At 70.2% G+C, this 21,677-nt stretch carries 23 protein-coding genes and 1 pseudogene; 5 read left to right on the forward strand and 19 right to left on the reverse strand.

Annotation, left to right across the window (positions count from 1 at the left end):
- Positions 1 to 85 precede the first annotated feature (85 nt).
- The 9 genes from ACWDOP_RS13325 to ACWDOP_RS13365 all read right to left on the reverse strand — a co-directional run bounded on the left by ACWDOP_RS13325 (position 86) and on the right by ACWDOP_RS13365 (position 10,704).
- Positions 86 to 1,510 (reverse strand): chloride channel protein, encoded by a 1,425-nt coding sequence (locus ACWDOP_RS13325; protein WP_456345259.1) that lies wholly within the window; start codon positions 1,508 to 1,510, stop codon positions 86 to 88.
- A gap of 3 nt (positions 1,511 to 1,513) precedes the next feature.
- On the reverse strand, positions 1,514 to 3,916 hold the full coding sequence (locus ACWDOP_RS13330; RefSeq protein ID WP_456345260.1) for an SAV_2336 N-terminal domain-related protein: 2,403 nt from the start codon (positions 3,914 to 3,916) through the stop codon (positions 1,514 to 1,516).
- 1 nt (position 3,917) lies between these two features.
- Positions 3,918 to 4,946 carry an AAA family ATPase gene (locus ACWDOP_RS13335; protein WP_456345261.1) on the reverse strand — a complete coding sequence of 343 codons (1,029 nt, stop codon included), beginning with the start codon at positions 4,944 to 4,946 and terminating at the stop codon, positions 3,918 to 3,920.
- Positions 4,943 to 6,832 (reverse strand): S1 family peptidase, encoded by a 1,890-nt coding sequence (locus ACWDOP_RS13340; RefSeq protein WP_456345262.1) that lies wholly within the window; start codon positions 6,830 to 6,832, stop codon positions 4,943 to 4,945. The genes ACWDOP_RS13335 and ACWDOP_RS13340 overlap by 4 nt, the downstream gene beginning before the upstream one ends.
- 12 nt (positions 6,833 to 6,844) lie before the next feature.
- A complete protein-coding gene (locus tag ACWDOP_RS13345) occupies positions 6,845 to 7,186 on the reverse strand; it encodes a CU044_2847 family protein (RefSeq protein WP_456345263.1) in 342 nt (113 codons plus the stop codon).
- A gap of 117 nt (positions 7,187 to 7,303) precedes the next feature.
- On the reverse strand, positions 7,304 to 8,230 hold the full coding sequence (locus tag ACWDOP_RS13350; protein ID WP_456345300.1) for a phosphatidate cytidylyltransferase: 927 nt from the start codon (positions 8,228 to 8,230) through the stop codon (positions 7,304 to 7,306).
- A 105-nt stretch (positions 8,231 to 8,335) separates the two neighbouring features.
- Complete coding sequence (gene frr, locus ACWDOP_RS13355) at positions 8,336 to 8,893, reverse strand: ribosome recycling factor (protein WP_454209014.1); 558 nt, start codon at positions 8,891 to 8,893, stop codon at positions 8,336 to 8,338.
- A gap of 37 nt (positions 8,894 to 8,930) precedes the next feature.
- Positions 8,931 to 9,665, reverse strand: coding sequence for a UMP kinase (pyrH, locus tag ACWDOP_RS13360; protein WP_454209015.1), 735 nt, complete (start codon positions 9,663 to 9,665; stop codon positions 8,931 to 8,933).
- Positions 9,666 to 9,801: 136 nt separating this feature from the next.
- Complete coding sequence (locus ACWDOP_RS13365; protein ID WP_456345264.1) at positions 9,802 to 10,704, reverse strand: helix-turn-helix transcriptional regulator; 903 nt, start codon at positions 10,702 to 10,704, stop codon at positions 9,802 to 9,804.
- Positions 10,705 to 10,804: 100 nt separating this feature from the next.
- Between ACWDOP_RS13365 and ACWDOP_RS13370 the strand changes: the two genes are divergently transcribed.
- Positions 10,805 to 11,689: an NmrA/HSCARG family protein gene (locus ACWDOP_RS13370; RefSeq protein ID WP_456345265.1), complete on the forward strand. Its 885-nt coding sequence runs from the start codon at positions 10,805 to 10,807 to the stop codon at positions 11,687 to 11,689.
- 87 nt (positions 11,690 to 11,776) lie between these two features.
- Positions 11,777 to 12,010, forward strand: coding sequence for a hypothetical protein (locus tag ACWDOP_RS13375; RefSeq protein WP_456345266.1), 234 nt, complete (start codon positions 11,777 to 11,779; stop codon positions 12,008 to 12,010).
- A 76-nt stretch (positions 12,011 to 12,086) separates the two neighbouring features.
- On the opposite strand, the gene tsf is transcribed toward ACWDOP_RS13375, so the two are convergent.
- The 5 genes from tsf to ACWDOP_RS13400 form a co-directional block, all read right to left on the reverse strand.
- The gene (tsf, locus tag ACWDOP_RS13380; protein WP_454209019.1) at positions 12,087 to 12,911 is read right to left on the reverse strand and encodes a translation elongation factor Ts; all 825 of its coding nucleotides are present in this window, start codon (positions 12,909 to 12,911) and stop codon (positions 12,087 to 12,089) included.
- Between the two features lie 97 nt (positions 12,912 to 13,008).
- Complete coding sequence (rpsB, locus tag ACWDOP_RS13385) at positions 13,009 to 13,842, reverse strand: 30S ribosomal protein S2 (RefSeq protein ID WP_454209020.1); 834 nt, start codon at positions 13,840 to 13,842, stop codon at positions 13,009 to 13,011.
- Positions 13,843 to 14,052: 210 nt separating this feature from the next.
- Complete coding sequence (locus tag ACWDOP_RS13390; RefSeq protein ID WP_456345267.1) at positions 14,053 to 14,463, reverse strand: hypothetical protein; 411 nt, start codon at positions 14,461 to 14,463, stop codon at positions 14,053 to 14,055.
- A gap of 82 nt (positions 14,464 to 14,545) precedes the next feature.
- A complete protein-coding gene (locus tag ACWDOP_RS13395; protein WP_456345268.1) occupies positions 14,546 to 14,875 on the reverse strand; it encodes a DUF202 domain-containing protein in 330 nt (109 codons plus the stop codon).
- A complete protein-coding gene (locus tag ACWDOP_RS13400) occupies positions 14,872 to 15,276 on the reverse strand; it encodes a YidH family protein (RefSeq protein WP_454209022.1) in 405 nt (134 codons plus the stop codon). The genes ACWDOP_RS13395 and ACWDOP_RS13400 overlap by 4 nt, the downstream gene beginning before the upstream one ends.
- A 187-nt stretch (positions 15,277 to 15,463) precedes the next feature.
- Between ACWDOP_RS13400 and ACWDOP_RS13405 the strand changes: the two genes are divergently transcribed.
- The 3 genes and pseudogenes from ACWDOP_RS13405 to ACWDOP_RS13415 form a co-directional block, all read left to right on the forward strand.
- On the forward strand, positions 15,464 to 15,913 hold the full coding sequence (locus ACWDOP_RS13405; protein WP_456345301.1) for a M23 family metallopeptidase: 450 nt from the start codon (positions 15,464 to 15,466) through the stop codon (positions 15,911 to 15,913).
- Between the two features lie 32 nt (positions 15,914 to 15,945).
- On the forward strand, positions 15,946 to 16,455 hold the full coding sequence (locus ACWDOP_RS13410; protein WP_456345269.1) for a DUF1990 family protein: 510 nt from the start codon (positions 15,946 to 15,948) through the stop codon (positions 16,453 to 16,455).
- Positions 16,452 to 16,655, forward strand: a pseudogene (locus ACWDOP_RS13415) (hypothetical protein); the annotation flags it as partial. The gene ACWDOP_RS13410 and the pseudogene ACWDOP_RS13415, both read left to right, overlap by 4 nt.
- Positions 16,656 to 16,674: 19 nt before the next feature.
- Here ACWDOP_RS13415 and ACWDOP_RS13420 read toward each other — a convergent pair.
- From ACWDOP_RS13420 to dprA, 5 genes are all read right to left on the reverse strand, one after another.
- Complete coding sequence (locus ACWDOP_RS13420; protein WP_456345270.1) at positions 16,675 to 17,052, reverse strand: hypothetical protein; 378 nt, start codon at positions 17,050 to 17,052, stop codon at positions 16,675 to 16,677.
- Positions 17,053 to 17,066: 14 nt separating this feature from the next.
- Positions 17,067 to 17,828 (reverse strand): siderophore-interacting protein, encoded by a 762-nt coding sequence (locus ACWDOP_RS13425; protein WP_456345271.1) that lies wholly within the window; start codon positions 17,826 to 17,828, stop codon positions 17,067 to 17,069.
- Between the two features lie 85 nt (positions 17,829 to 17,913).
- Positions 17,914 to 18,759: an N-formylglutamate amidohydrolase gene (locus tag ACWDOP_RS13430; protein ID WP_456345272.1), complete on the reverse strand. Its 846-nt coding sequence runs from the start codon at positions 18,757 to 18,759 to the stop codon at positions 17,914 to 17,916.
- 4 nt (positions 18,760 to 18,763) lie between these two features.
- Complete coding sequence (locus tag ACWDOP_RS13435; protein ID WP_456345273.1) at positions 18,764 to 19,687, reverse strand: tyrosine recombinase XerC; 924 nt, start codon at positions 19,685 to 19,687, stop codon at positions 18,764 to 18,766.
- A gap of 270 nt (positions 19,688 to 19,957) precedes the next feature.
- The gene (dprA, locus tag ACWDOP_RS13440; RefSeq protein WP_456345302.1) at positions 19,958 to 21,256 is read right to left on the reverse strand and encodes a DNA-processing protein DprA; all 1,299 of its coding nucleotides are present in this window, start codon (positions 21,254 to 21,256) and stop codon (positions 19,958 to 19,960) included.
- Positions 21,257 to 21,677: the final 421 nt, after the last annotated feature.

The raw sequence follows: 21,677 nt of genomic DNA on the forward strand, positions 1-21,677 counted from the left end.
CCGCATAGCATTTCTTCCTGCATCGGATAGCCCTCCCCACCGATTCGCCCGCGATACCCGTTCCGGACTCCGGCGCGTGCCCGGCTCATTTCGGACCCGTCGTTTCCGAACCACTTCTCAACATAACCGAAACGGACAGCGCCGGTAAGCGCCTTCGAATTTCACTCAATTGCCGGTAACCCCTTGGCAATTCGGATTCGGCCTGGGACGGGAACAGCGACACCGCGCCCGCGCAGCAGACGGCGGCCGCGACCGCGACCGCCACACCGAGTGGCGGAACCACCGCCCCGACGGCCTCACCGGCCAGCACCAGCGCCGCGATCGGCGTCCGCACCGCCGACCCCAGACAGGCGGCCAGCCCGGCCATGACGAACAGCGCCGCCGGCCCGAGCTCGAGCCCGATCGCGATCCCGAGCCGCCAGCACAGCGCCCCGGCGGTCGCGCCGATCACCATCGCGGGGCCGAAAACCCCTCCGACACCGCCGGATTGCAGGGTGATCGAGGTGGCGGCGATCTTGACCAGCGGCAGGACGGCCAGCAGCCACAGCGGCGCGGCGGCCAGCGCCACCGCGGACAGTTCGCCGGCCACGACGCCGTAGCCGGTGCCCAGGGTCGCGGGCAGGATGAGCCCGATCAGCCCGACCAGCGCCCCGGCCGCGGCCGCGGTGCATTCGGGCCACCACGCGATCCGGGCCGTCCACGCGCCCGCGCGGTGAAAGGTCCACGCGTAGAGACGCGCCAGGACCCCGCAGACCACGCCGACCACCAGCAGCGGCCCGAACGACGCCGGATCCCAGAGAGCGCCGAGGTCCGCGTACCCGAACATCGGGCGACGGCCGTACAGCACGGCGAACAGCCCGAACGCCACCGCCGTCACCGGCACGGCGACCAGGACCACACGCCAGTGGACGCCGCGCCTGCGCAGCACCTCCCCGGCCAGCAGCACCCCGGCCAGCGGCGCCTGGAACAGCGCGCCGACCCCCGCGCCCACCGCGGCCGCGACCAGCACCGCGCGCTCACCCGGCGTCAGACCCAGTCGCCGGGTGAGGGTTCCGGCCAGCGCCGCCGAGATCACCGCCACCGGGCCCTCGGTTCCGCCCGAACCGCCCGCGCCCAGGGTCGCCGCGGTGCCCGCCAGTTTGGCCGTCGCGGCGCCGGCGCCCAGTCCGCCCAGTTCGCGCGCGTGCACGGCCGCGATTACCCCGTCGGTGCCCTTGACGTGCCCCGGCCCCAGCCGGGACAGCGCGGCCGCCGCGGCCAGGGCGGCGGCGAGCAGCACCGGCAGCAACCAGCCGAGACCGGAGACCGGCCCGGTGGGAATCGCCTGTCCCCCGGCGTCATCGGGATAGGCGGGCACGACCTGCCGCAGCAGCAGCGCGCTCGCCCAGTGCAGCGTGTAGCGCAGGGCCACCGCACCCAGGCCCGCACCCAGCCCGACCAGCACCACCGCCGCGCCGAACGCCGCCCAGCGCGTGGCCGGGCGGCGTGTCGGTGCGGGCGGATCGCTCACCGATCACCCCGAGTCGGTGCGCACCGAGTCGAGCACATTGCGCGCATCGGCCAACTCCCCCATACCCGTTCCGACCGAGACCCCCGCCAGGATCTCCGACATGCGCACGGGCAGACCCGCCGGGACCGCGGCGTGCTCGGCGGCCCGGGCCGCGACCCGCACCACCTTCAACAGCGCCACGTACACCTCGGCGGTGCGCGGCTCCGACAGCAACGCCGCCGCGTAGCGGAACTGTTCGATCACGCGGTCCGGGAGATCGTCCTCCGGGTACGCGGAGACCTCGGCGATGTGCAGGTAGGCGCGCGTGATCTTCAGCAGCAGTACGGCATTGGCGTCCCCGGTCTCGTCCTCGATCGACTCGGCCGCCGCGACGTACAGATCGACCGCCTGCCAGCCGTGCAGCGGTTCGCTCGCGGCCTCGCACCGCATCAGGTACGCGTCCGCCAGCCGTTCGCAGAGCCGGGGACGGACCGGATCCTCGGGGTCGGTGTCGTCGAGCGCGGCGCGCAGCACCCGGGTGCCGTCGGTCAGGTAGTCGACCCCGCCCACCGCCGAATACCGTTGCAGCAGCAGCTCACCCACGAAGGTCGCGAAGGCGGCGAACTCGGTGTCACTGTCCGGGCCCGCCTTCATCGCCATCTTGGACACCGCGATCGCCTCGTCCAGATCGTTCGCGTCCCGATCGCGCTGCCAGCGCCGGTGCAGCAGGACCGCGAGCATGCGCAGCAGTTCGAAGCGGGCCTCGTGCCCGACCGGGACCGTGGCCAGCGCCGCGCGCGTGGAGGTCAGGGCCTCCTCCAGCTCACCGAATTCGGCGACGGTGAAGGCGGTCCGCGCGAGGTCGGCGTATCGCCGCTGCTGTTCCACGTTCGGTGGTTCGGGCGGGGACTCGGGAAAGTTCGGCGCTATGCGGCGCAACACATCCGGAGACAGATAGGCGAACGAAGAACCGTCGCTGTCGGCCGGATCGGACAGCGTCGCGGGGAAGACCTGGCCGGGCACCCCGTACCGCTCGGCCACGAAGCGCGAGACCGCGGTGAGCACCCGGGCGGCCTCGCTGCGCGGAACGGCCTCGCGCAGAATCGCTTCCACGCCGGGCCGGAACGCGAACGACCGGTTCTCCTCGGCCACGGTGTAGGGCGCGGCCGGCGCGGCCCCGCCGGCCTCGATCAGGCCGCCGGCCAGCACCTCGGCCAGCACGCTGGGCTTGGTGCCGGGCAGGACGGCCTGCTGCACCAGGCGCATGATCGGCAGCAGCAGCGGCACCTGGGCCAGGCACGCCGCCAGCCGGAACGCCTCCGGCGACGAGGCCGAACGGAATCGGCGGACCCGATCCAGGGGTCGGTTGCCGAGTTCGGCGTCCTGCCGCACGGCGAGGGTGTCCGGGCGCGCGTGCTCGCCGCCGGGTTCGGGCCGCTGCAGCAGCGGGTACCCGGCGATCCGCCGGTAACCGGCCAGCAATTGCGCCCACGGCGCGATCCAGCCCGGCGTCAGTTCCAGCACCGGGATCGGCAGGGTGCGGCCGCCGGTCCCGGCGAGCACGCGCAGAGGAGACGGGCTGTCCGCGAGCATGGGTGTTATTCGTCCGCGCCCCCAGTCCAGGCCGGTCCGCGCCCACAAGCTGTTAGGCAATGGTTGCACGATCGTGACGGGCGAGGCGGTCGCCAGCGCCTCCAGCTCGGCCGCCGCTTCGCCCCAGCCCCAGGCGTTTCCGAGGCAGGCGGAGAAGACCATGATCACCCGACGGCCCGAGGGGTCGCGCAGCGCGGAGACCGGGCGATCAGCGGGCGCTCGGACATCGGTGGCCAGACGCAGCCGGCCTTGGGCATCCTCATCCAGATACCACGACTCCACCCGCCGGAACCCGACCGACTCCACCACCGCGCGCACCGCGGCGGCCAGCCCGCTCCAGGCGGCCATCGAGGGGTGCCGGTCGAAGACCAGGACCGCGTCCCGCTGCCGGACCAGTCCGGATCGTGTTACCGGCCAGGGGATTCCGGTGCGCGCGGTGTGTTCCACCGACGCCTCCTCGTCGAAGATCCGCTGCCGCGGCTCGGGGAATCGCCCGGCGAGCGGCCGCAGTTCGGCGCGGATCCGCTCGCTCTCCCCCAGCGGCGACGGCACCGGCACGCCCACCTCGCTGTGCGCGGGCACCCATCCGCTGCGACCGGAGAGACTGTCCACGAAGGGATTCCGGGGCACGAGCGCGACGCTGTCGGTGGCCGGCGCGGCCCACGCCGATGCCGCCGGCGGTTCGTCGGGTGGCGGCACTGGCCCCGATACGGCGGGTGGGTCCGCGGGTTGATCGCCGATGTGCTCGGACAGCCACAGCGCCTCGGCAATGAGTTCGCCGTCCAGATCGAGCCCATCGAGCGCTGCGAGGAGTTCGAGCAGTTTCGACTCCATCTCAGCCTCCGGAATCGGTGGGCTGCATCAGGCGTTCGGCCAGCAGTTGCCGATCCTGCTGCTCCATGCCGTCCGGGCCGGTGGCCTGGGTCAGCACGTGCAGAGCGATCAGCAACCGGTCGGTCGGCAACGTTCCCAATTCGTTGCGCCGTCTGATGAAGACCTCGATTATATCGCTGTAGTCGCGCACCACATCGGGTCCGAGATGGGCCGACACGACGCTTTCCAGTTGCCCGCGTTCGGGTTTCGCCAATCGCAGCCGCAAACAGCGACGCAGGAAGGCCGGCGGGAACTCGCGTTCGCCGTTGCTGGTCATCACAACAATGGGAAAAGCGTTGCAGCGCACCGACCCCTCGTGCACGGGCACCCGCTCGCGGCCCTCGTGACTGAAGACCTGCACCACCGGCTGATGACCGCGGATGCGCCGCAGTTCGTCGATGTGATACTCGCCGTCCTCGAACGCGTGCAGCAGATCGTTGGGCAGATCGACGTCGGCCTTGTCGATTTCGTCGATGAGCAGCACCCGGGGCGTGGCGTACGGCAGCAGGGCGGTGCCCAGCGGTCCGAGCGTGACGTAGTCGGCCACGTCCACCCCGGCCCCGCGCTCACGCACGTCCGGCATGCTCGCCTCCTCGAACCGGCGCAGCGCGTCGTAGAGGTACAGCCCCTCGCGCAGGGTGCTGCGGCTGGTGATCGGCCAGTGCAGCACCGGCCCGAGCGAGAGCTCCCGGGCGATGAGATAGGCCAGCGCGGACTTGCCCAGGCCCGGCGCCCCGCTCACCAGCAGCGGACGCCGGCACAGCAGCGCCGCGTTGATGATGTCGAGATCCTCGGGCCGCAACTGGTGCGCGCCGATGCCGCTGCGCCCGAGTTTGCGCTCGACCTGATCGGACTGCTCGCCGGGCGCGGGCGGGGGCACCAGCGGAGCGCCGTTGAAGGTGCGCGCGATCATCGGTGGCGGCACCGCCGCCCACCCGTCCGGGCGGGGCTCGCCGGAACCGTGGAACACATGCCAGTTCGGTGCTGTCATATCGCCGTTCTCCCCGAGGGCTCCGGTCCCGCGAGCGGCAGCCGACGCCGGCTCTCGCCCGGTTTGTCCAGAATGAAAGTGATCTTGCGCCAGAACTCGTCCCGGTCCGCCGACTCCACCGAGCTGCGCTGCTCACGCCAGATCGTGTCGTACCAGTCGATGGGCGGCACCGTCCCCAGCCGGTCGAGCAGGGTCCGGCGGAACACCGCGCCGGCGCAATCATCCTCCGCCGCCGGGTGTTCCGGGCAGCGTTCGTCGCGCCACAGCGTCACCGGCAGCGAATTCGCTTCCGAGGCAGCCAGCATGGGCACGGTCGGCGGCTCGTCCACCCCGAACCCGTCGCACGGGTTCGGATCCGCGCCGACGAACAGCTCCTGCAGCTCGGCCAGCACCTGCCCGCGCGGATCCACGCACTCCATCCAGTGCAGGGCGCGGAAGTCCCGCGCGCGCAGGCGTTCGTAGCGCTGACGCAGCTCGGTGAGCTGCTCGTTGTCCTTCTCCCACGTCCGGCTGCGCCGCAACCGCAGCAGATACTTGCCGAACGGGCGCTGGTCCGGGCGAAGCCACCTGTACAGCGGTTCCTCCGTCAGGTGCTCGTCCGGCAGCGCGATGACCAACTCGACGGACTCCGCGCCCAGCTCCCGCAGCGAGGCGTCCAGCACCGCCTTCACGCCCTGCTTGGCGTGCGCGTAGCTCGGGCACGGCGCGGACTGCGTGAGCGGAATGATGTCCTGATCACCGACCCGGCGATGGACCTCGTAGCGGTAGACCGTATCGACCCGATCGTCGGTGACCGGGGTGTCGCCCGCGCGGATCACCCCGAACAGGGTCGTGGTCGGCGACGGGACCGCACGGTCGGCCAGAAACCGCTTCTCGAACAGGCGAAACTGAGGCGGCGAGGTGATGATCGTGCGCGGCATCCGCTGCAGCCCGTCGATGACCGGTTCCGGCGCCGCGGGCAGGTACCGCGGCGCCAGCGCGCAGAACCTGGCCAGCCCGAACTTCGGATCGTGGCTCTCGGTCCCGATGTACTCGGCCAGATCCCGCAGCGTCGGAAACCGATCCGGCTCCGGCGGCAGGGCGTCCCGGAAGAGCTCGTCCACCAGCGCGACCGGCACGTTCCGCGCGGCCGCGGGCGGCACCCGGGCCAGCAGCGCGTGCACGTCGACCAGCCAGCGCCGGATGATCGTCTCGCCGCCCACGAGCCCGTACGACCAGCCGCGATCGACACCGTGCTGCCGGTCGTGCGCGCGGACCAGATCGTCGTACAGCTCCGGCGCGTCCAGCCGGCGCAGGCCGTCCAGCAACGCGGCCACCGCACCGCCCTGCGCGGCGGTCAACCCCTCGGTGCCCTTCACCAGCCCGACGACGCCGCCGTGCCGGACCGACCACACCGGGGCCCCGGACATGCCGGAGATGACCGAACGATCCGCGGAGTCGATGGTGAAGAACCGCGGCGGATGCACGTCGCGAACCACGTACGACCGGTAGATCTCGACCGCCTGCTCCACGTACACGGCGTTGAGCGCGCAGACGATCAGCCGGTCCCCGTTCTGCAGCGCGGGCTCGGCCAGCAGCACGCTGGGCGCGGACACCTCGTGCGGCTGCTCGATCCGCAGCACGGCGTGATCGTCGAAACTCCAGCGACCGGCGTCGACGCCGCGCGGGGCCGCGGACGCGGCGATCACCTCGGCGAAACAGTCGCCGTCCGCGCCGAACCGCAGCCGCACCCGCTTACCCAGATCGCGCACGACGTGCGCGGCGGTGACCGCGTACTGCGGCGCCACCCGGAACGCCGTGCCCTTGGCCTGCGGTTTCACCGCGTCGGTCAGCACGATCGCGGTGGCCGCGCGCAACAGCTCCTCGATCTCGGCGTGATCACGCACGGTGCGGGCCCCCTAGGCCGTGGCGGCAGCCGGTTCCCATTCGAGCGCGACCTTGACCGAGGCCTTGGCGCCGCCCGAGGCCAGCACCGCGAAGACGCCGCCGCTCGTGAAGGCCAGTTCCAGGCCGAATTCGATCGCCACCCGATCGGGTTTCATACCGTCGAGCCCGGCGTGCACCGACGCCGCGACGCTGCGCACCGTGCTGCCCAGATTCTCCAGCCGCAGCGTGTCGCGCAGCCCGACATCGGCCCCCGCCCCGCCGTCCAGGCCCGCCTCGGCCGCTTCGTCCACGGCCTCGATCCGAGCGAAGATGACTGTGCCATCCGGCATTTCGACGCGTTCGATATGCGCCATGCCAACCCCCTGTATGCCTGCGGACATTCAGCTCGACCGTAGCACCCCGCCCGCACACACGCGTCCGGGATCAGCGAGTGCTACTGCGCGGCAACGATTTCCACGGGGGTAGCGAACTCACAGCAGCGCGGTCAGCACCAGCCAGGAGACGAACGCGGACGGCAGCATCGAGTCGAGGCGATCCATGATGCCGCCGTGGCCGGGCAGCAGCGTGCCCATGTCCTTGATGCCCAGTTCCCGCTTGATCTGGGATTCGATGAGATCGCCGGTGGTCGCGACGACCACCAGGCCCACACCCAGCAGCACGCCGATCATCGAGTTGGCCTGTAGCAGCAGGGTGACCGTCAGCAGGCCACCGATGACGCTGAAGACCAGCGATCCGGCGAAGCCCTCCCAGGACTTCTTCGGGCTGATCGCCGGGACCATGGGGTGCTTGCCGAACAGCACGCCCGCGACGTAGCCGCCGACGTCCGAGCACACCACCAGGATCATGAAGGTCAGCACGCGCAGATTGCCGTCGTCCTGCAGCAGCATGAGCACGGCGAACGCGGCCAGCAACGGCACCCACGCCAGGGTGAAGACACTGATCGCGGTATCGCGCAGATAGTTTCGCGGGGTGGCGCGCAACCCGTGGTCGAACAGCCGCCACACCATCAGCGCCAGCGCGCTCGCGCCGAACGCGCCGAGCACGCCTGCGGTGTCGAACGGCCAGGCCAGCCAGATGATCGCCTGCCCGCCCAGCAGCAGCGGCACCCGCGGCACCAGGACGTCGGCCTCGCGCAGGCGCTTGGCCACCTCCCAGGTCGCCACCGCCACGGCCGCCGCGATCACCCCGATCAGCACCTCGGGCGCGAACAGCAGAATCGCGATGAGCGACAGGCCCAGCCCGAACCCGACACCCAGGGCGGCGGGCAGGTTGCGCCCGGCCTTGGAGGCGGGCGCCTGCGCCGGAACCGGCTCCACCACGGGCGGCCGCGCCTCGGCGCGGTCCGCGGGCGCGGCCGGTGGCGCCGTCTCCGGGGTGCCCTCGACCGGCGGCGTCACCGCATCGGTGGATTTCTCGGCCACGATTGTCCTGTCGCTCACTTGTCGTTTCGTCCCTACCCCCGGCCGTGCGCCGGCCGTCCGGAGAACCTCGAGCAGCGGTGCTTACACCTCGAGCAGCTCGGCTTCCTTGTGCTTGACCAGCTCGTCGATCTGGCTGACGTACCTGCCGGTCGTCTTGTCGAGATCCTTCTCGGCGCGGCCGACCTCGTCCTCGCCCGCCTCGCCGTCCTTCTGGATACGGCCCAGCTCATCCATGGCCTTGCGGCGCACGTTGCGGATCGTGATCTTGGCATCCTCACCCTTGGACTTGGCCTGCTTGACCATCTCGCGGCGCCGTTCCTCGGTCAGCTGCGGGATCGACACGCGGATGATGTCGCCGTTGTTCGTCGGGTTCACACCCAGATCCGAATTGCGGATCGCCTTCTCGATCTCCTGCATCAGCGCCTGCTCGTACGGCTTGATGACCACCATGCGCGGCTCGGGCACGGTGATGCTGGAGACCTGGGTGATGGGCGTGGGCGAGCCGTAGTAGTCCACGACGATCCGCGCGAACATGCCCGGATTGGCGCGACCGGTCCGAATGGAACCCAGGTCGTCCTTCGCCACCGAGACGGCCTTCTCCATCTTTTCCTCGGCCTCGAAGAGCGCTTCTTCAATCACGGCGTTTCCTCCACAGCGTCATCGTTCTTCTCGTCGGTCACGACCGAACCAGCGTGCCGATGTTCTCACCGGCGACCGCGCGAGCAATATTGCCCTTAGTCAAGAGATTGAACACCAGCATGGGCATCTGGTTGTCCATACACAGGCTGAACGCGGTGGCGTCGGCGACCTTCAGACCGCGTTCGATCACCTCTTTGTGGGTGATCTCGGTGAACATGGTGGCGTCCGGGTTCTCCCGCGGATCATCGGAGTAGACGCCCTCGACGGCCTTGGCCATGAGCACCACCTCGGCGCCGATCTCCAGCGCGCGCTGGGCGGCGGTGGTGTCGGTCGAGAAGTACGGCATGCCCATACCGGCGCCGAAGATGACCACACGGCCCTTCTCCAGGTGCCGCTTGGCGCGCAGGGGCAGATACGGCTCGGCGACCTGGCCCATGGTGATGGCGGTCTGCACGCGGGTATCGATGCCCTGCTTCTGCAGGAAATCCTGCAGCGCAAGGCTGTTCATCACGGTGCCGAGCATGCCCATGTAATCCGAGCGGGCGCGCTCCATGCCGCGCTCCTCGAGCTCGGCGCCGCGGAAGAAATTGCCGCCGCCGATGACAACGGCGACCTGGACCCCGTCCTCGACGACCTCCGCGATCTGCTCCGCGACGGTCTGCACCACATCCGGGTCGAGACCGACCCGCCCACCGCCGAACATCTCCCCACCGAGCTTGAGGAGTACTCGGCGATAGCCCTTGCGGTCGGGCGCCGTATCCGGGTCCGTCATCGGTCTCCTTGTCCTGGGGCGGTTCGAACGCAGCCACGCACATGAAAAGACCATCCCGGCGCAACGCGATGCGCGGGACGGCTACAAGCTTTCGTCTATCCTGCACCACGGACGGTCACGGCCACGAGGCGACCCTCTATACCGTGCCCGAATTCGTGACATCACGCGGCGGCGTGGCGGGCTCGGACAGGGCCGCGATCCGCTCGGCGGCCAGCGGCGTCGCCGGGACCTGCACGACCAGCAACAGGCCGGGATCCTCGGCCGGACGCAACTGGAACAGCTCCAGTTCGATATCCCCGGCCTCCGGGTGCGCCACCGTGATCGTGGCGGGCCGGAACCGGCCCACCGGGTACTCGGACCACCAGCGCGCGAATTCCGGGCTCTCCCGGCTCAGCTCGGACACCAGCGCGGACAACCCCGGATCACCGGGCCGGCTGCCGGTGGCGTCGCGCAATTGGCTCAGCACCGCGCGGGCAGCGAACTCCCAGCGCGGCATGCGGGCGCGATTCTCCTTGTCGGTGAACATCATCCACAGCAGATTGCGCCGGCGCGGGGGCAGATCGAGCGGATCGTGGCGGACGCGGACGTAGGCGGTGTTCCACACGACGTAGTCGAAATCGCGGTCGAAGATCGACGCCGGATTCGGCAGGACCGCGTCGACCAGGCGCTGCAGCCGGGCGTTGTCGGCCGCGGCCCCGCCGTCGTCCGGTTCGGCGTGACCGGCCAGCGCGCGCAGGTGACGGTGCTGATCGGGGTCCAGGCGCAGGGTCCGGGCCAGCGCGTCGATCACCTGGCGGCTGGTCTCGACGGCGCGGCCCTGTTCGAGCCAGGTGTACCAGGTCAGGCTCACACCGGACAGTTCCGCCACCTCTTCGCGGCGCAGGCCCGGGGTGCGGCGGCGGGCCGGATCGCCGTAGGGCAGCAGTCCGACATCCGCCGGTCCCAACCGGCCCCGGGCCGCGCGCAGGAACCGGCCCAGCTGCGCGTATCTGGACTCCGGAACGTCCGGATGACCGTCGCCACTTACCATTTCGCCCATCCCCCGTACAGAGTGCCCGGGTAGCAGTATCACTGCCAGGACAGGTTCGTGCCCGAATTCCTACCGTGGAAAACACAACATCGCGACACGGGAGCAGGACATGACGAACCACAACGGACCGGTACTGGTCATCGGAGCCACCGGCAGGCAGGGCACCGCCACGACGACGGCGCTGCTCGAAAGAGGCTGGGAAGTAAGGGCTTTGGTCCGCGATCCGGAATCGGACCGGGCGCGGGCGCTGGCCGCCGCGGGCGCGCGGCTGGTGACCGGCGATCTGGACGACGAGGAATCGGTGCGCGCGGCCATGGAGGGCGCGCACGGGGTCTTCCTCATGCTGACCATGATGTCCGGGGTCAACATCAGCCTGGACGCCGTGGCCGCGGAGATCGTGCACGGCCGGATGGTCGCGGACCTGGCCGCCAAAACCGGCGTGGCGCACCTGGTGTACAGCTCGCTCAGCGGCGCGCACAAGAACTCGGGCGTGGAGTACTACGCGGCGAAAGAGCAGATCGAGGACTACATTCGGGCACTCGGCCTGCCCGCGACCATCCTGCGCCCGGTGCTGTTCATGGACAACTTCGCCACCTATAACAAACCGGCCCGCGTCGACGGTGAGCTCGTGCTGTCGCTGGCGGTGGCGCCGGACAAGCCCATGGCGCTGATCTCCATCCGCGACATCGGCGAGTTCGCCGCGATCGCCTTCGACCGCCCCGACGAGTTCCTGGGCCGCACGGTCGAGATCGCCGGCGACGTCCTGACCCCCACCGAGATAGCCGAAACCCTCGCCCGCCCCGCCGGGTTGCCGCACCGCACGGTACGCGTGCCCATCGAGGCCCTGCGCGCCTTCGACGAACAGGTCGCCAAGATGTTCGCCTTCTTCGACACCGACACCTCCCCCACCCCCGATGTCCCGGCCCTGCGCGCCGCCCACCCCGGCCTGCTGAGCCTGGACGCCTGGGTCGGTGCGACCGGCTGGAAACTCTGATCTCTCACGATGCGGCGGCCGAGTGCCCCCACTTCTGAGGGCCTCGAATCCGTATGAAACATGTTCATTTTAAATAAGATTCGATTCATGAACACGCCGAATCGCACCATCCGAGCAGGCATCGCCACACTCGCCGTCACCGCGGGATTGTTCGCCGCGACCGGAACGTCATCGGCCGCATCCACCGGCTCCGGATCCGCCGACAGCGCGAGCGGAAATCGTCCCACCATCACGCTCACGGCGGAAAACGACAACCCGCTGACATTCCTGATCTGCGTCACGGGTTCGGCGGCCTGCTACTACCCCGTCGTCGATGTGTAGGCGGTGTACAGCGAAAAAAGGCCCTTCTCCCATCGAATCACGATGGGAGAAGGGCCTTTTCAGGCTTGGCGGGCGATTACGCCTGGCCGACCTCGAAGCGGGAGAAGGCGGTGATGGTGGCACCGGCCTCGTCCAGCAGCGCCTTGACGGTCTTCTTGCTGTCGGTCACGGACGACTGCTCCAGCAGGACGACGTCCTTGTAGAAGCCGTTGACGCGGCCTTCGACGATCTTCGGGAGGGCGGCCTCGGGCTTGCCCTCTTCGCGCGCGGTCGCCTCGGCGATGGCACGCTCCTTCTCGACGAGGTCGGCGGGGACCTCTTCGCGGGTGACGTACTTGGCCTTGAGCGCGGCGACCTGCATGCCGGCGGCGCGAGCGGCCTCGGCGGCGACATCGCCCTCACCGGTGAACTGCACCAGCACGCCGACGGCGGGGGGCAGATCGGTGGCGCGCTTGTGCAGGTAGGTGGCGACATTGCCGTCGTAGGACACGACGCGACGCAGCTCGAGCTTCTCGCCGATACGGGCGGCCAGCTCCTGCACGGCCTGGTCGGCGGTCTTGCCGCCCAGGTCGACAGCCTTGAGCGCGTCCAGATCGGCCGGGCGCGCCTTGGCGGCGGCCGCGACGATGCTGTTGGCCAGCTCCTGGAACTCCGCGTTCTTGGCGACGAAGTCGGTCTCGGAGTTGATCTCGATCAGGACGCCGTCCTGCGCGGCGACCAGGCCCTCGGCGGTGGCGCGCTCAGCGCGCTTGCCGACGTCCTTGGCGCCCTTGATGCGCAGGGTCTCGACGGCCTTGTCGAAGTCGCCGGCGTTCTCTTCGAGCGCCTTCTTGCAGTCCATCATGCCGGAGCCGGTGAGGTCGCGAAGCTTCTTCACGTCAGCGGCGGTGTAGTTCGCCATGTCGGCGATCCTCCTCTGTGTGGTCTGGGGTGGTCACACCTTGCCGCCCGCTTCCCAACGGGAAGGGGCGGCAAGGTGAACAAATGCCGTGCGACTCTCAGGCGTCGGCGGTGGCGGCCGGATCGGCCGCGGCGGGGGCCTCGGCCTCGGCGGCCGGGGCGGCCGAAGCGAGGAGCTCCTGCTCCCACTCGGCGAGGGGCTCGCCCGCGCCGGCTTCCGGCTTCGAATCACCGGCGGCACGCGAGGCACGAGCCTGCACGCCCTCGGCGACGGCGGAAGCCACAACGCGGGTCAGCAGCGCGGCCGAACGGATCGCGTCGTCGTTACCCGGGATCGGGTAGTCGACCAGGTCGGGATCGCAGTTGGTGTCCAGGATCGCGATGACCGGGATGTTCAGCTTGCGAGCCTCGCCGACGGCGATGTGCTCCTTGTTGGTGTCGACGACCCAGATGGCCGAGGGAACCTTGGCCATGTCCCGGATGCCGCCGAGGGTGCGCTCGAGCTTGTTCTTCTCACGCGTGAGCATGAGGATTTCCTTCTTGGTGCGACCCTCGAAGCCACCGGTCTGCTCCATGGCCTCGAGCTCCTTCATCCGCTGAAGGCGCTTGTGCACGGTGCCGAAGTTGGTGAGCATGCCGCCCAGCCAGCGCTGGTTCACGTAGGGCATGCCGACGCGAGTGGCCTCGGCCGCGATCGACTCCTGGGCCTGCTTCTTGGTACCGACGAAGAGAACGGTGCCACCGTGGGCGACGGTCTCCTTGACGAACTCGTAGGCCTTGTCGATGTAGGTCAGCGTCTGCTGAAGATCGATGATGTAGATGCCGTTGCGGTCGGTGAAGATGAAACGCTTCATCTTCGGGTTCCACCGGCGGGTCTGGTGACCGAAGTGGGCGCCGCTGTCGAGCAGCTGCCGCATTGTTACGACGGGCATGGCCTCGTAACCCTTTCATTGCTGGTTGTCGCAGAAATCGGCGATCTCTGCCCTGGCGCCCACGGCCACCGGAACCCGCTATGTCGAATCAGGGGGACCAGCCGGCGGCCTCGATCTGGGCGCGCGAAGTCGGTCTGCGCGAAGCAAACCGCTGGATCAGTTTACGGGCTAGGGTCCGCAGAGATGAAATCGCCCCCTCCGCAGGGCGATCTAGGCCGGGTACCGGTCAGGCGGCGGGCCGGGCGCATCTTGCGGACCGGAGGGCGGAATCGGCTGGCCGTATGGCCGGCCGTACACCGGCCGCCGCGCCGGGGGGAGTTTCCGCCTGCGGACGGCCTCGAAAGTCCAGACCGCGCCACTGAGCACAACAACACCGCTGACGACTCCGGGAAGAAGCCATATGGGCGCACCTTCCTTACTCTGCTGCTCATAGCCGCGAATCGTCGAAGAGCCCCCACTCGCAGTGACGCATTTGTCGCCCGCGCGCATCTCGTCCACTCCGCACATGACCTTGTCCTCGGTGGTCGCCCACAGCAGGTAAGCGATGGCAATACCCGCCAAGCCCAAGGCCATCACGAGAATGCCCGTCGCTATCTTTTTCGAAAACGCGTCGCGATCCACGGGTCCTCACACTTCATCGGAGCTGAACAGTTACTGCGCCAGCCGAACTGGAACGCTCCGCAGCATATTCACTGCGGCGGAGTCACGAGAGTTCGACGATGTAATACAGCGCGAGCACGATAGCGACGGCCGATACCCCGATAACAGCCACGGCGACCGCGGTGATCCCGCGCCGCCCACCGCTCCAGTTACCTCGATTGTGCGAGTGCAGGATTCGGCTGCGATGCACGCACACCACGCTCACCACGACCAGGCTCACGGTGGCCAGCAGCGCGAGGCCGGTCAGCGGCGGCCAGTCACTGGTGTAGGTGACCTTGAGGAACAGCACCGCGTTGGCCATGGCCGCGATGGCCGTGCGCCGCCACGCCAGGGCGGTGCGCTCGGCGGCCAGCCCGGCCTCGGGACTGCTCACGACAGCAGCAGCCCGTACCCCGCGAGCACCGCGATGACGGCGATGCCGAAGGCCAGGATCGGGACCATGAGCGTGCGCGGCAGCCGGTCGCCGCGTTCCATCGCGGCCTGCACGTGCTTCCAGCGCCCGTACGCGCCGACGGCGATGATCGCGGCCAGCACGATGCAGCTCAGGGCCACGGCGCTGCGAATGCCGTGGTGCGTGAACGGGCGGACCAGCTCGTGCACGGCCACGCCGCCCGCGAGCAGGCCCAGGCCGGTGCGCATCCACGCCAGGAACGTGCGCTCGTTGGCGAGGGTGAAGCGGTAGTCGATGTCGGCGGGTTCGGCGGCGAGCTCGCGATCGTGCTCCTGCGCCTCGGCTTCGATCGGGGTCTCGGGGCGCGGCTCGGCGGAGCCCATGACGTTCTCCTGCTGGTCGGCGGCATGTTCCGGGATTGGACAGCACGGTGTTCACATCCGTGCGGCCCATCCACATTCGAGGTTCACGGTAGTCCCGGGCGGCGGCCGGGAGCGCACCCTGAGGGGTATGCGAGCGATCGTGTCGATAACCCTCGGCTGGTTGCCGGGGCTGCTGCTCGGGCAGGTGATGGTGACATCGGCGGGCAGCGCGGCGCCAGCCGGCGAGTTCGGCTGGCCGCTGCGCCCGCGGCCCGCGGTGGTCCGGGCCTTCGACGCGCCGGAGCGGGACTGGCTACCCGGGCATCGCGGGGTGGATCTGGCGGGCCGCGCCGGGCAGGTGGTGCTCGCCGCCGGGGACGGAACGGTCGCCTTCGCCGGGACGGTGGCGGGCAAACCTGTGCTGTCCATCGATCACGTGGGCGGGCTACGGACAACATACGAGCCGGTGCGTGCCGGGGTTCCGTTGGGGCGCAGGGTTTTTCGCGGATCTAACATCGGGTCGCTGGAGGCCGGCCACGCCGGATGCCCGGTGGCCGCCTGCCTGCACTGGGGGCTGCGCCGGGACCGGGTGTATTTGAATCCGCTCGGGCTGCTGCGCACGGTCCAGGTGCGACTGAAACCACTGGCGAATCCTTGAAGACAGCACCGTCGCGAGACCAGGATGGGGGTATGACGCACGAGCCCGCCACGGTCGAATTCACCTACGCCGAGGTCGGCGCGACCCTCGGCGAATTCCCGCCCGGCTACCACCATTTCCGGCTGCGCCGCCGAATCGGTTCGGGCCGCGCGCTGTTCGAGGAGGCCGGGGCGCAGATCCTGGCGTACCGCATGCAGCGCGGTACCGGAATTCTCGTGTCGGCCACGACCCCGGTGGCCGCGCCCGGCACGGAGATGACCATGTGCCTCGGCATCGGCCGGCTCGGGTTCCGGGCCCACTGCCGCGTGGTCTACGTGCTGGACGAACCCGATCGCCGCGGCTTCGCCTACGGCACGCTGCCCGACCACCCCGAGATCGGCGAGGAACTCTTCGCCGTCGAGTACGACCCGGCCGACGGGTCCGTGTACGGGATCGTCGAGGCCTTCGCCCGCCCCGGCGCCTGGTACACCCGGCTCGGCGGGCCGATCGTCCGGGTCATTCAACGCTGGTTCGCGGGGCGGTACATCGGCACATTGACCTGACAGTCGCGGGTCGAGCCGCGGGGGCGACTCGACGACGTCAGCCGAGGAGTGGCGACGGTGGATTGCTCATTCCCTATGTCACCGCTCGCCAGGAGCAGCGGCGCCTCGCCTCGGATTCGGGACTGACGATGTCGCGGGTACTCGATCTCATCGTGCTCGCCGCCGAGAGCGGCGTCGCCGTCGTCGACAAATACCGCGACGGCATGCCGGGGCACGGCCTCACGACCGCCCGTAGAGGTGGCGGGTGAGGACGGCGGCTTCGGCGCGCAGCGCGGCGGCGCGCGCGGCGCCACCGGCGGCAGCGGCGTAATCGGTTGCGGCACTGTCGCGTTCGTCGATCTCGGCGCGGACGATCTCGTCGACGTCGGACTCGGTGAGTGCACGGCGGGGGCGTTCGGCCGCGCCGAGACCTCCGGCGGCCTCGATCGCGCCCGCGCGGACATCGGAGGCGTCGACCGCCTCGGCGTTGTCGATGGCGGCCAGGGCCGAGCGCAGGGCCGCGGCCGCGGTGCGGTCGCGGGCCTTCAGGGCTGCGGGCAGCGCGGCCCGCAGCCGGTCACGCAGTGGAGGGAGAGCTTGTTCGGAATCGCCGGGCATGCCTCGACCGTAGGTCAGACCCCGGCGGGCGCGGCCTTCTCGGCCTCGGCGAGTTCGGACTTCCAGGTGCGGAAACCCTCTTCGGTGCGGCCGCGACGCCAGTAGCCGGAGATGGACGCCCACTCGGCGGTGACGCCGCGCTCCTTGCGGACGTAGGGGCGCAGATCGTGCATGACGGCCTGCGCCTCGCCGTGGATGAACACGTGCGCCTGTCCGGCGCGCCACGGCTCGGCGCGCACGGCGGCGGCCAGCCGCTCACCGGGAGCCGCGTCGCCGCGATGCACCCAGGTGAGTTCGACATCCTCGGGGAGCGGGAAGGAGAGTTCGTCGGCGGGACCGCCGACCTCGATGAACACCCGGCCGGTCGCGTCGATCGGCAGCGTCGCGCAGGCGGCGGCGATGGCGGGCAGCGCCGACTCGTCACCGGCGAGCAGATGCCAGTCGGCGTCGGCGCGGGGCGCGTACGCGCCGCCGGGGCCGAGCAGGTCGATGCTGTCCCCGGGCTCGGCCGCGGCCGCCCACGGTCCGGCGACGCCCTCGGTGCCGTGGTGCACGAAGTCGATGGCGATCTCCTGGGCCGCGCGATCGATCGCGCGCACGGTGTAGGTGCGCATGATCTCCCCGTCGGGGCCGGGGAAGACCAGCTTGACGTAGGCGTCGGTGAAGTCGTTGGCCTCGAAGCTCGCGAAGCCGGGCCCGCCCAGGTGTACGCGGATCAGGTGGTCGGAAAGCCAGATGGTGTTCTGAACAATCAAGGTCGTACGGCTGCGTGCCAAGCGGAACACCTCCACAATTAGGGTTACCTAAGTCAACGTACACGACGCCCGATAGCTCGTCGATACGGTCTTGATATGGCGTCGATTACCTCGCCCCATCGAACGACACCGCATCGATCAACGCCGCCAGCGCGGTAGCGAGTCGCGGAAGGCCCGGGCCGGCCGGACCACCCGGCTCGGCCATATAGACATCCCTGCGAATCTCCACCATGAGTGCGGTGACGCGTGGTTCGGAGCGGTACCGGTCCAGGGGGACATAGGTTCCCGCGAACGGAGTATCCACCGCGACGCCACCGAAACCCGCGAACACCGCGGCGGCGAACGCCGTCAGCTTCGGCGGCGTGTGGAAGTCATTCGTTCCCAGGCAGATCGGCGGACGGCCGCCAGCCGCAAATAGCTCGTAGGCCAGCGGTTTCGTCGGATACGAGTGCACATCGAGGATGACGGCGCGCCCGGTCGCGCGCAGGCGATCGGTGACCAGATCGGCCATGGCGCGGGCGTAGGGGTGGAAGTAGCGGTCCAGGAGTTCGGCGGGGTCGAAGGCATCCGGCCGCAGGATCTTCCGGTCGGTGGTGCGGGTGTAGACCGCGCCCATGCCGACGGCGGCCATCTCCTCGCGCTCGTCCGGGAATCGCTCGGGGTCCACGACCAGACGCGAGAGCCGGTTGACGAACCGCCACGGCCGCATCCGGGCGCCGGCGGCGGCCGCCGCGGACAGCTCCGCGGTATGGGCGTCGGTGATGTGGTCGAGTTCGCGTTCCAGGGCCGGGTCGTCCAGGACGATATCGGCCCGCACGTCCGGTGGAATGCGGCGCGCGGAGTGCGGAACATGCAGGATGACAGGCGATTCCGGGGCGCCGGGGTACAGGTCGACGTTGTCTGGCGAAATCGGGGCCGGAGTACGCCGGCTCGAGTCGGGAATTCTCGGCACCGGTTCAGGCTCGGGGGTGGGCCTGGTCGTGCACCTTCTTGAGGCGCTCGATCGAGACGTGGGTGTAGAGCTGGGTGGTGGCCATGCTCGCGTGGCCGAGGATCTCCTGCACGACGCGCAGGTCGGCGCCGCCCTCCAGCAGGTGGGTGGCGGCGGTGTGCCGGAAGCCGTGCGGGCCCATGTCCGGCGCGCCGGGTATCGCCGAGATGACTTCGTGCACAACGGTTCTCGCCTGGCGCTGATCCAGCCTCTTGCCACGGCGGCCAAGCAGCAGCGCCCGGCCGGACGCCTCGTTCGCGAAGGCGGCCCGGCCGTGCCGCAGCCAGCTGTCCAGCGCCTGTTCGGCCGGGCCGCCGAACGGCACCGACCGCTCCCGGTTGCCCTTGCCCAGCACCCGCACTAGGCGGCGTTCGCGGTCCACGTCCTCGATGTCGAGCCCGCACAGCTCGCTCACCCGAATCCCGGTCGCGTACAGCAGCTCCACGATCAGCCGATCTCGCAGGGCCATGGGATCGTGTTGCGCCGCACCCGATTCCGCCGCGTCCATGACCGCCGAGGCCTGCTGCTTGCCCAGCACCGCGGGCAGCACGCGGTGCGAGCGCGCGGTCCCCAGCCGCGGCCCCGGGTCGACCGTCAGCCGCCCGGTGTAGGTGAGCCACGCAGTGAACGTCCGGGCCGACGAGGTCCGCCGCGCCAGCGTGGTGCGCGCCGCCCCACTCGCCGACAATCCCGCCAGCCACGACCGCAGCAGCGTCAGATCCACCTCTCCCACACCGCAATCCGCTCCCCGCTCGAGCAGATGCCCGAGCAGCCCCCGCGCGTCCCCCACGTACGCCCGGACGGTGTGCTCCGACCGGTTCCGCCCGAGCCGCAGATGCCGCCCGTACTCGACCAGCAGTGCCTCCAGGTCCTCGGGCAGTTCGCTCATCCCCCCACCGTCACCGCCCACGCCCCCGAGCGCAAGTTCCCCCGCCGGATACGCGGATCATGCCCCGGCGGCCCGCCCACGGGCTGCCCTGAACGATCACTGCGGAGGCGTTGCACTCGGCGGTACGCAGTCTGTCGAGGCCGGTGATCCACGATGTGCCCGGCACCGCATCGGGTAGCAGCGGTTTCGCATCGGAGTTCAGAAAGTCGTCGACGCCAGCCGGTCGAATGGCATGCCGGCGAGCTTTCCGGCGAACTGCCTGTTCCCGCTTCAGGAGTCGGCGGTGCGGTGCCAGCCGTCGTCGCCGCTGGCGGCGCGGCCGGTGAGTTCGAGGGCCGCGAGGGTCGCCCGGACCACGGGGAGCGGGAGGCCGGTGTCGGTCGCGAGGGTGCGGGGTAGGCGGGAGCCGATCGTGGGGAGAGCGGCCAGGAGGCGGGACTCGTTGTCGTCGAGGGCGGGTGGGCGGGGACGCCGGTCGTTGCCGGCGCGGAGCTCGGGTGGCGGGCGGGTGTCGGTCAGGGTGGCGGCCGAGGACGCTGGGGCTATGCCGGCGAGCGCGAGGCGCAGGGGGCCCGCCTCGTCGAGGATGTCGTCGGCGCCGGTGACCAGGAACGCCTCGCCGTCGCGGATCATGCGGTGACAGCCGACCGAGGCCGCCGAGGTAACGGGGCCGGGGACCGCCAGGGCCGGACGACCCAGGCGGCGTGACCATTTCACGGTATTGCGGGCGCCGCTGCGGGCGCCGGCCTCGACCACGACCACGGTGTCGGCCAGCGCCGCGATGAGCCGGTTGCGAGCCAGGAAGTGGTGTTTGCGCGGCGTGACCCCGGGTGGGTATTCGCTGACCACCAGCCCGGTGTCGGCGATCTCGGCCAGCAGCCGATCATGCTGCACCGGGTAGGGCCGGTCGGCTCCGCACGCGAGCACCGCGACCGTACAGCCGCCCACCGCGAGCGCGGCCCGATGCGCCATCGAGTCGATCCCGAACGCGGCCCCCGACACCACGGTCCACCCCCGCCCCGCCAGCTCCCCCGCGATCTCCGCCGTGACGTGGTTCCCGTATCCGGTGCTGCACCGAGCCCCGACGACCGCCACCGCCCGCTCGGTGCACTCCACCAGCGAGCGCGGCCCCCGCGCCCACAACACGACCGGCACCGCCCCCGCCTCGTCCTGCCCCGGGTCCAACTGCCCCAGCCCGAGCATCCGCCACGCCGGCCATTCCGAGTCGTCCGGCGTAATAACGCGCCCACCGATCCGCTCCATCACCCCCAGGTCCCGCTCCGCCCACTCGATCCCCCGCCGCAGCTCCGTAGGCCCCCGCAACACGTCCGGCAACGCACACTCCCGCACCGCCCGAGCCGCCTCGACCACCCCCACCGACCCGATCAACGCCGACAATGCCGCACACGGCCCCTCCACCACCCGCGACAGGTACACCCAGGCCAACCGCCGCTCGTCCGCGTCGCCACCACCCGGCGTCCCGCCGTCGGCCGATCCCCCGGCACCACCTGCGGGCAGGGTGTCGTGCCGCCGGTGCGACAGCACATCCGAATCACGCGGGCCGAGCATGGGTTTCGGACCGTCGGGCCCCGAATCAGCCGCGACGGAAGGCTTTCGTTCCCGATCGGTGCGCACACCCTCCACGCCGACCCTCGGCACGTCATCGACCCGATGACCCGGCCCAACCCGATCGAGCATGGTCTCACCGCTGTCATCCGGTCGCGAGACGCTCTGACACCGCACCTCGTCCTGGTCGTCGATCCTCGAATCGGCCACGGCGAGAGACTTTCCAGCCACATCGGTTCGCGCACCGGGCAGGACGTGACCCGAGCGATCGGTTCGTGAGCCGGCTGCGGCAGTGGGCGTCGGTGTGGGGAGGCCCGGTGCCCGGTACTTATCCGCGTCGCCGAACAGGGTGCTTGCCGCGCGCAACTCGTCGATGCTCGCGTCATCGGGGAGGGCGCAGGCATCTGTGCCCGTGCACCCGGTT

The sequence above is a fragment of the Nocardia sp. NPDC003693 genome (assembly GCF_053981095.1).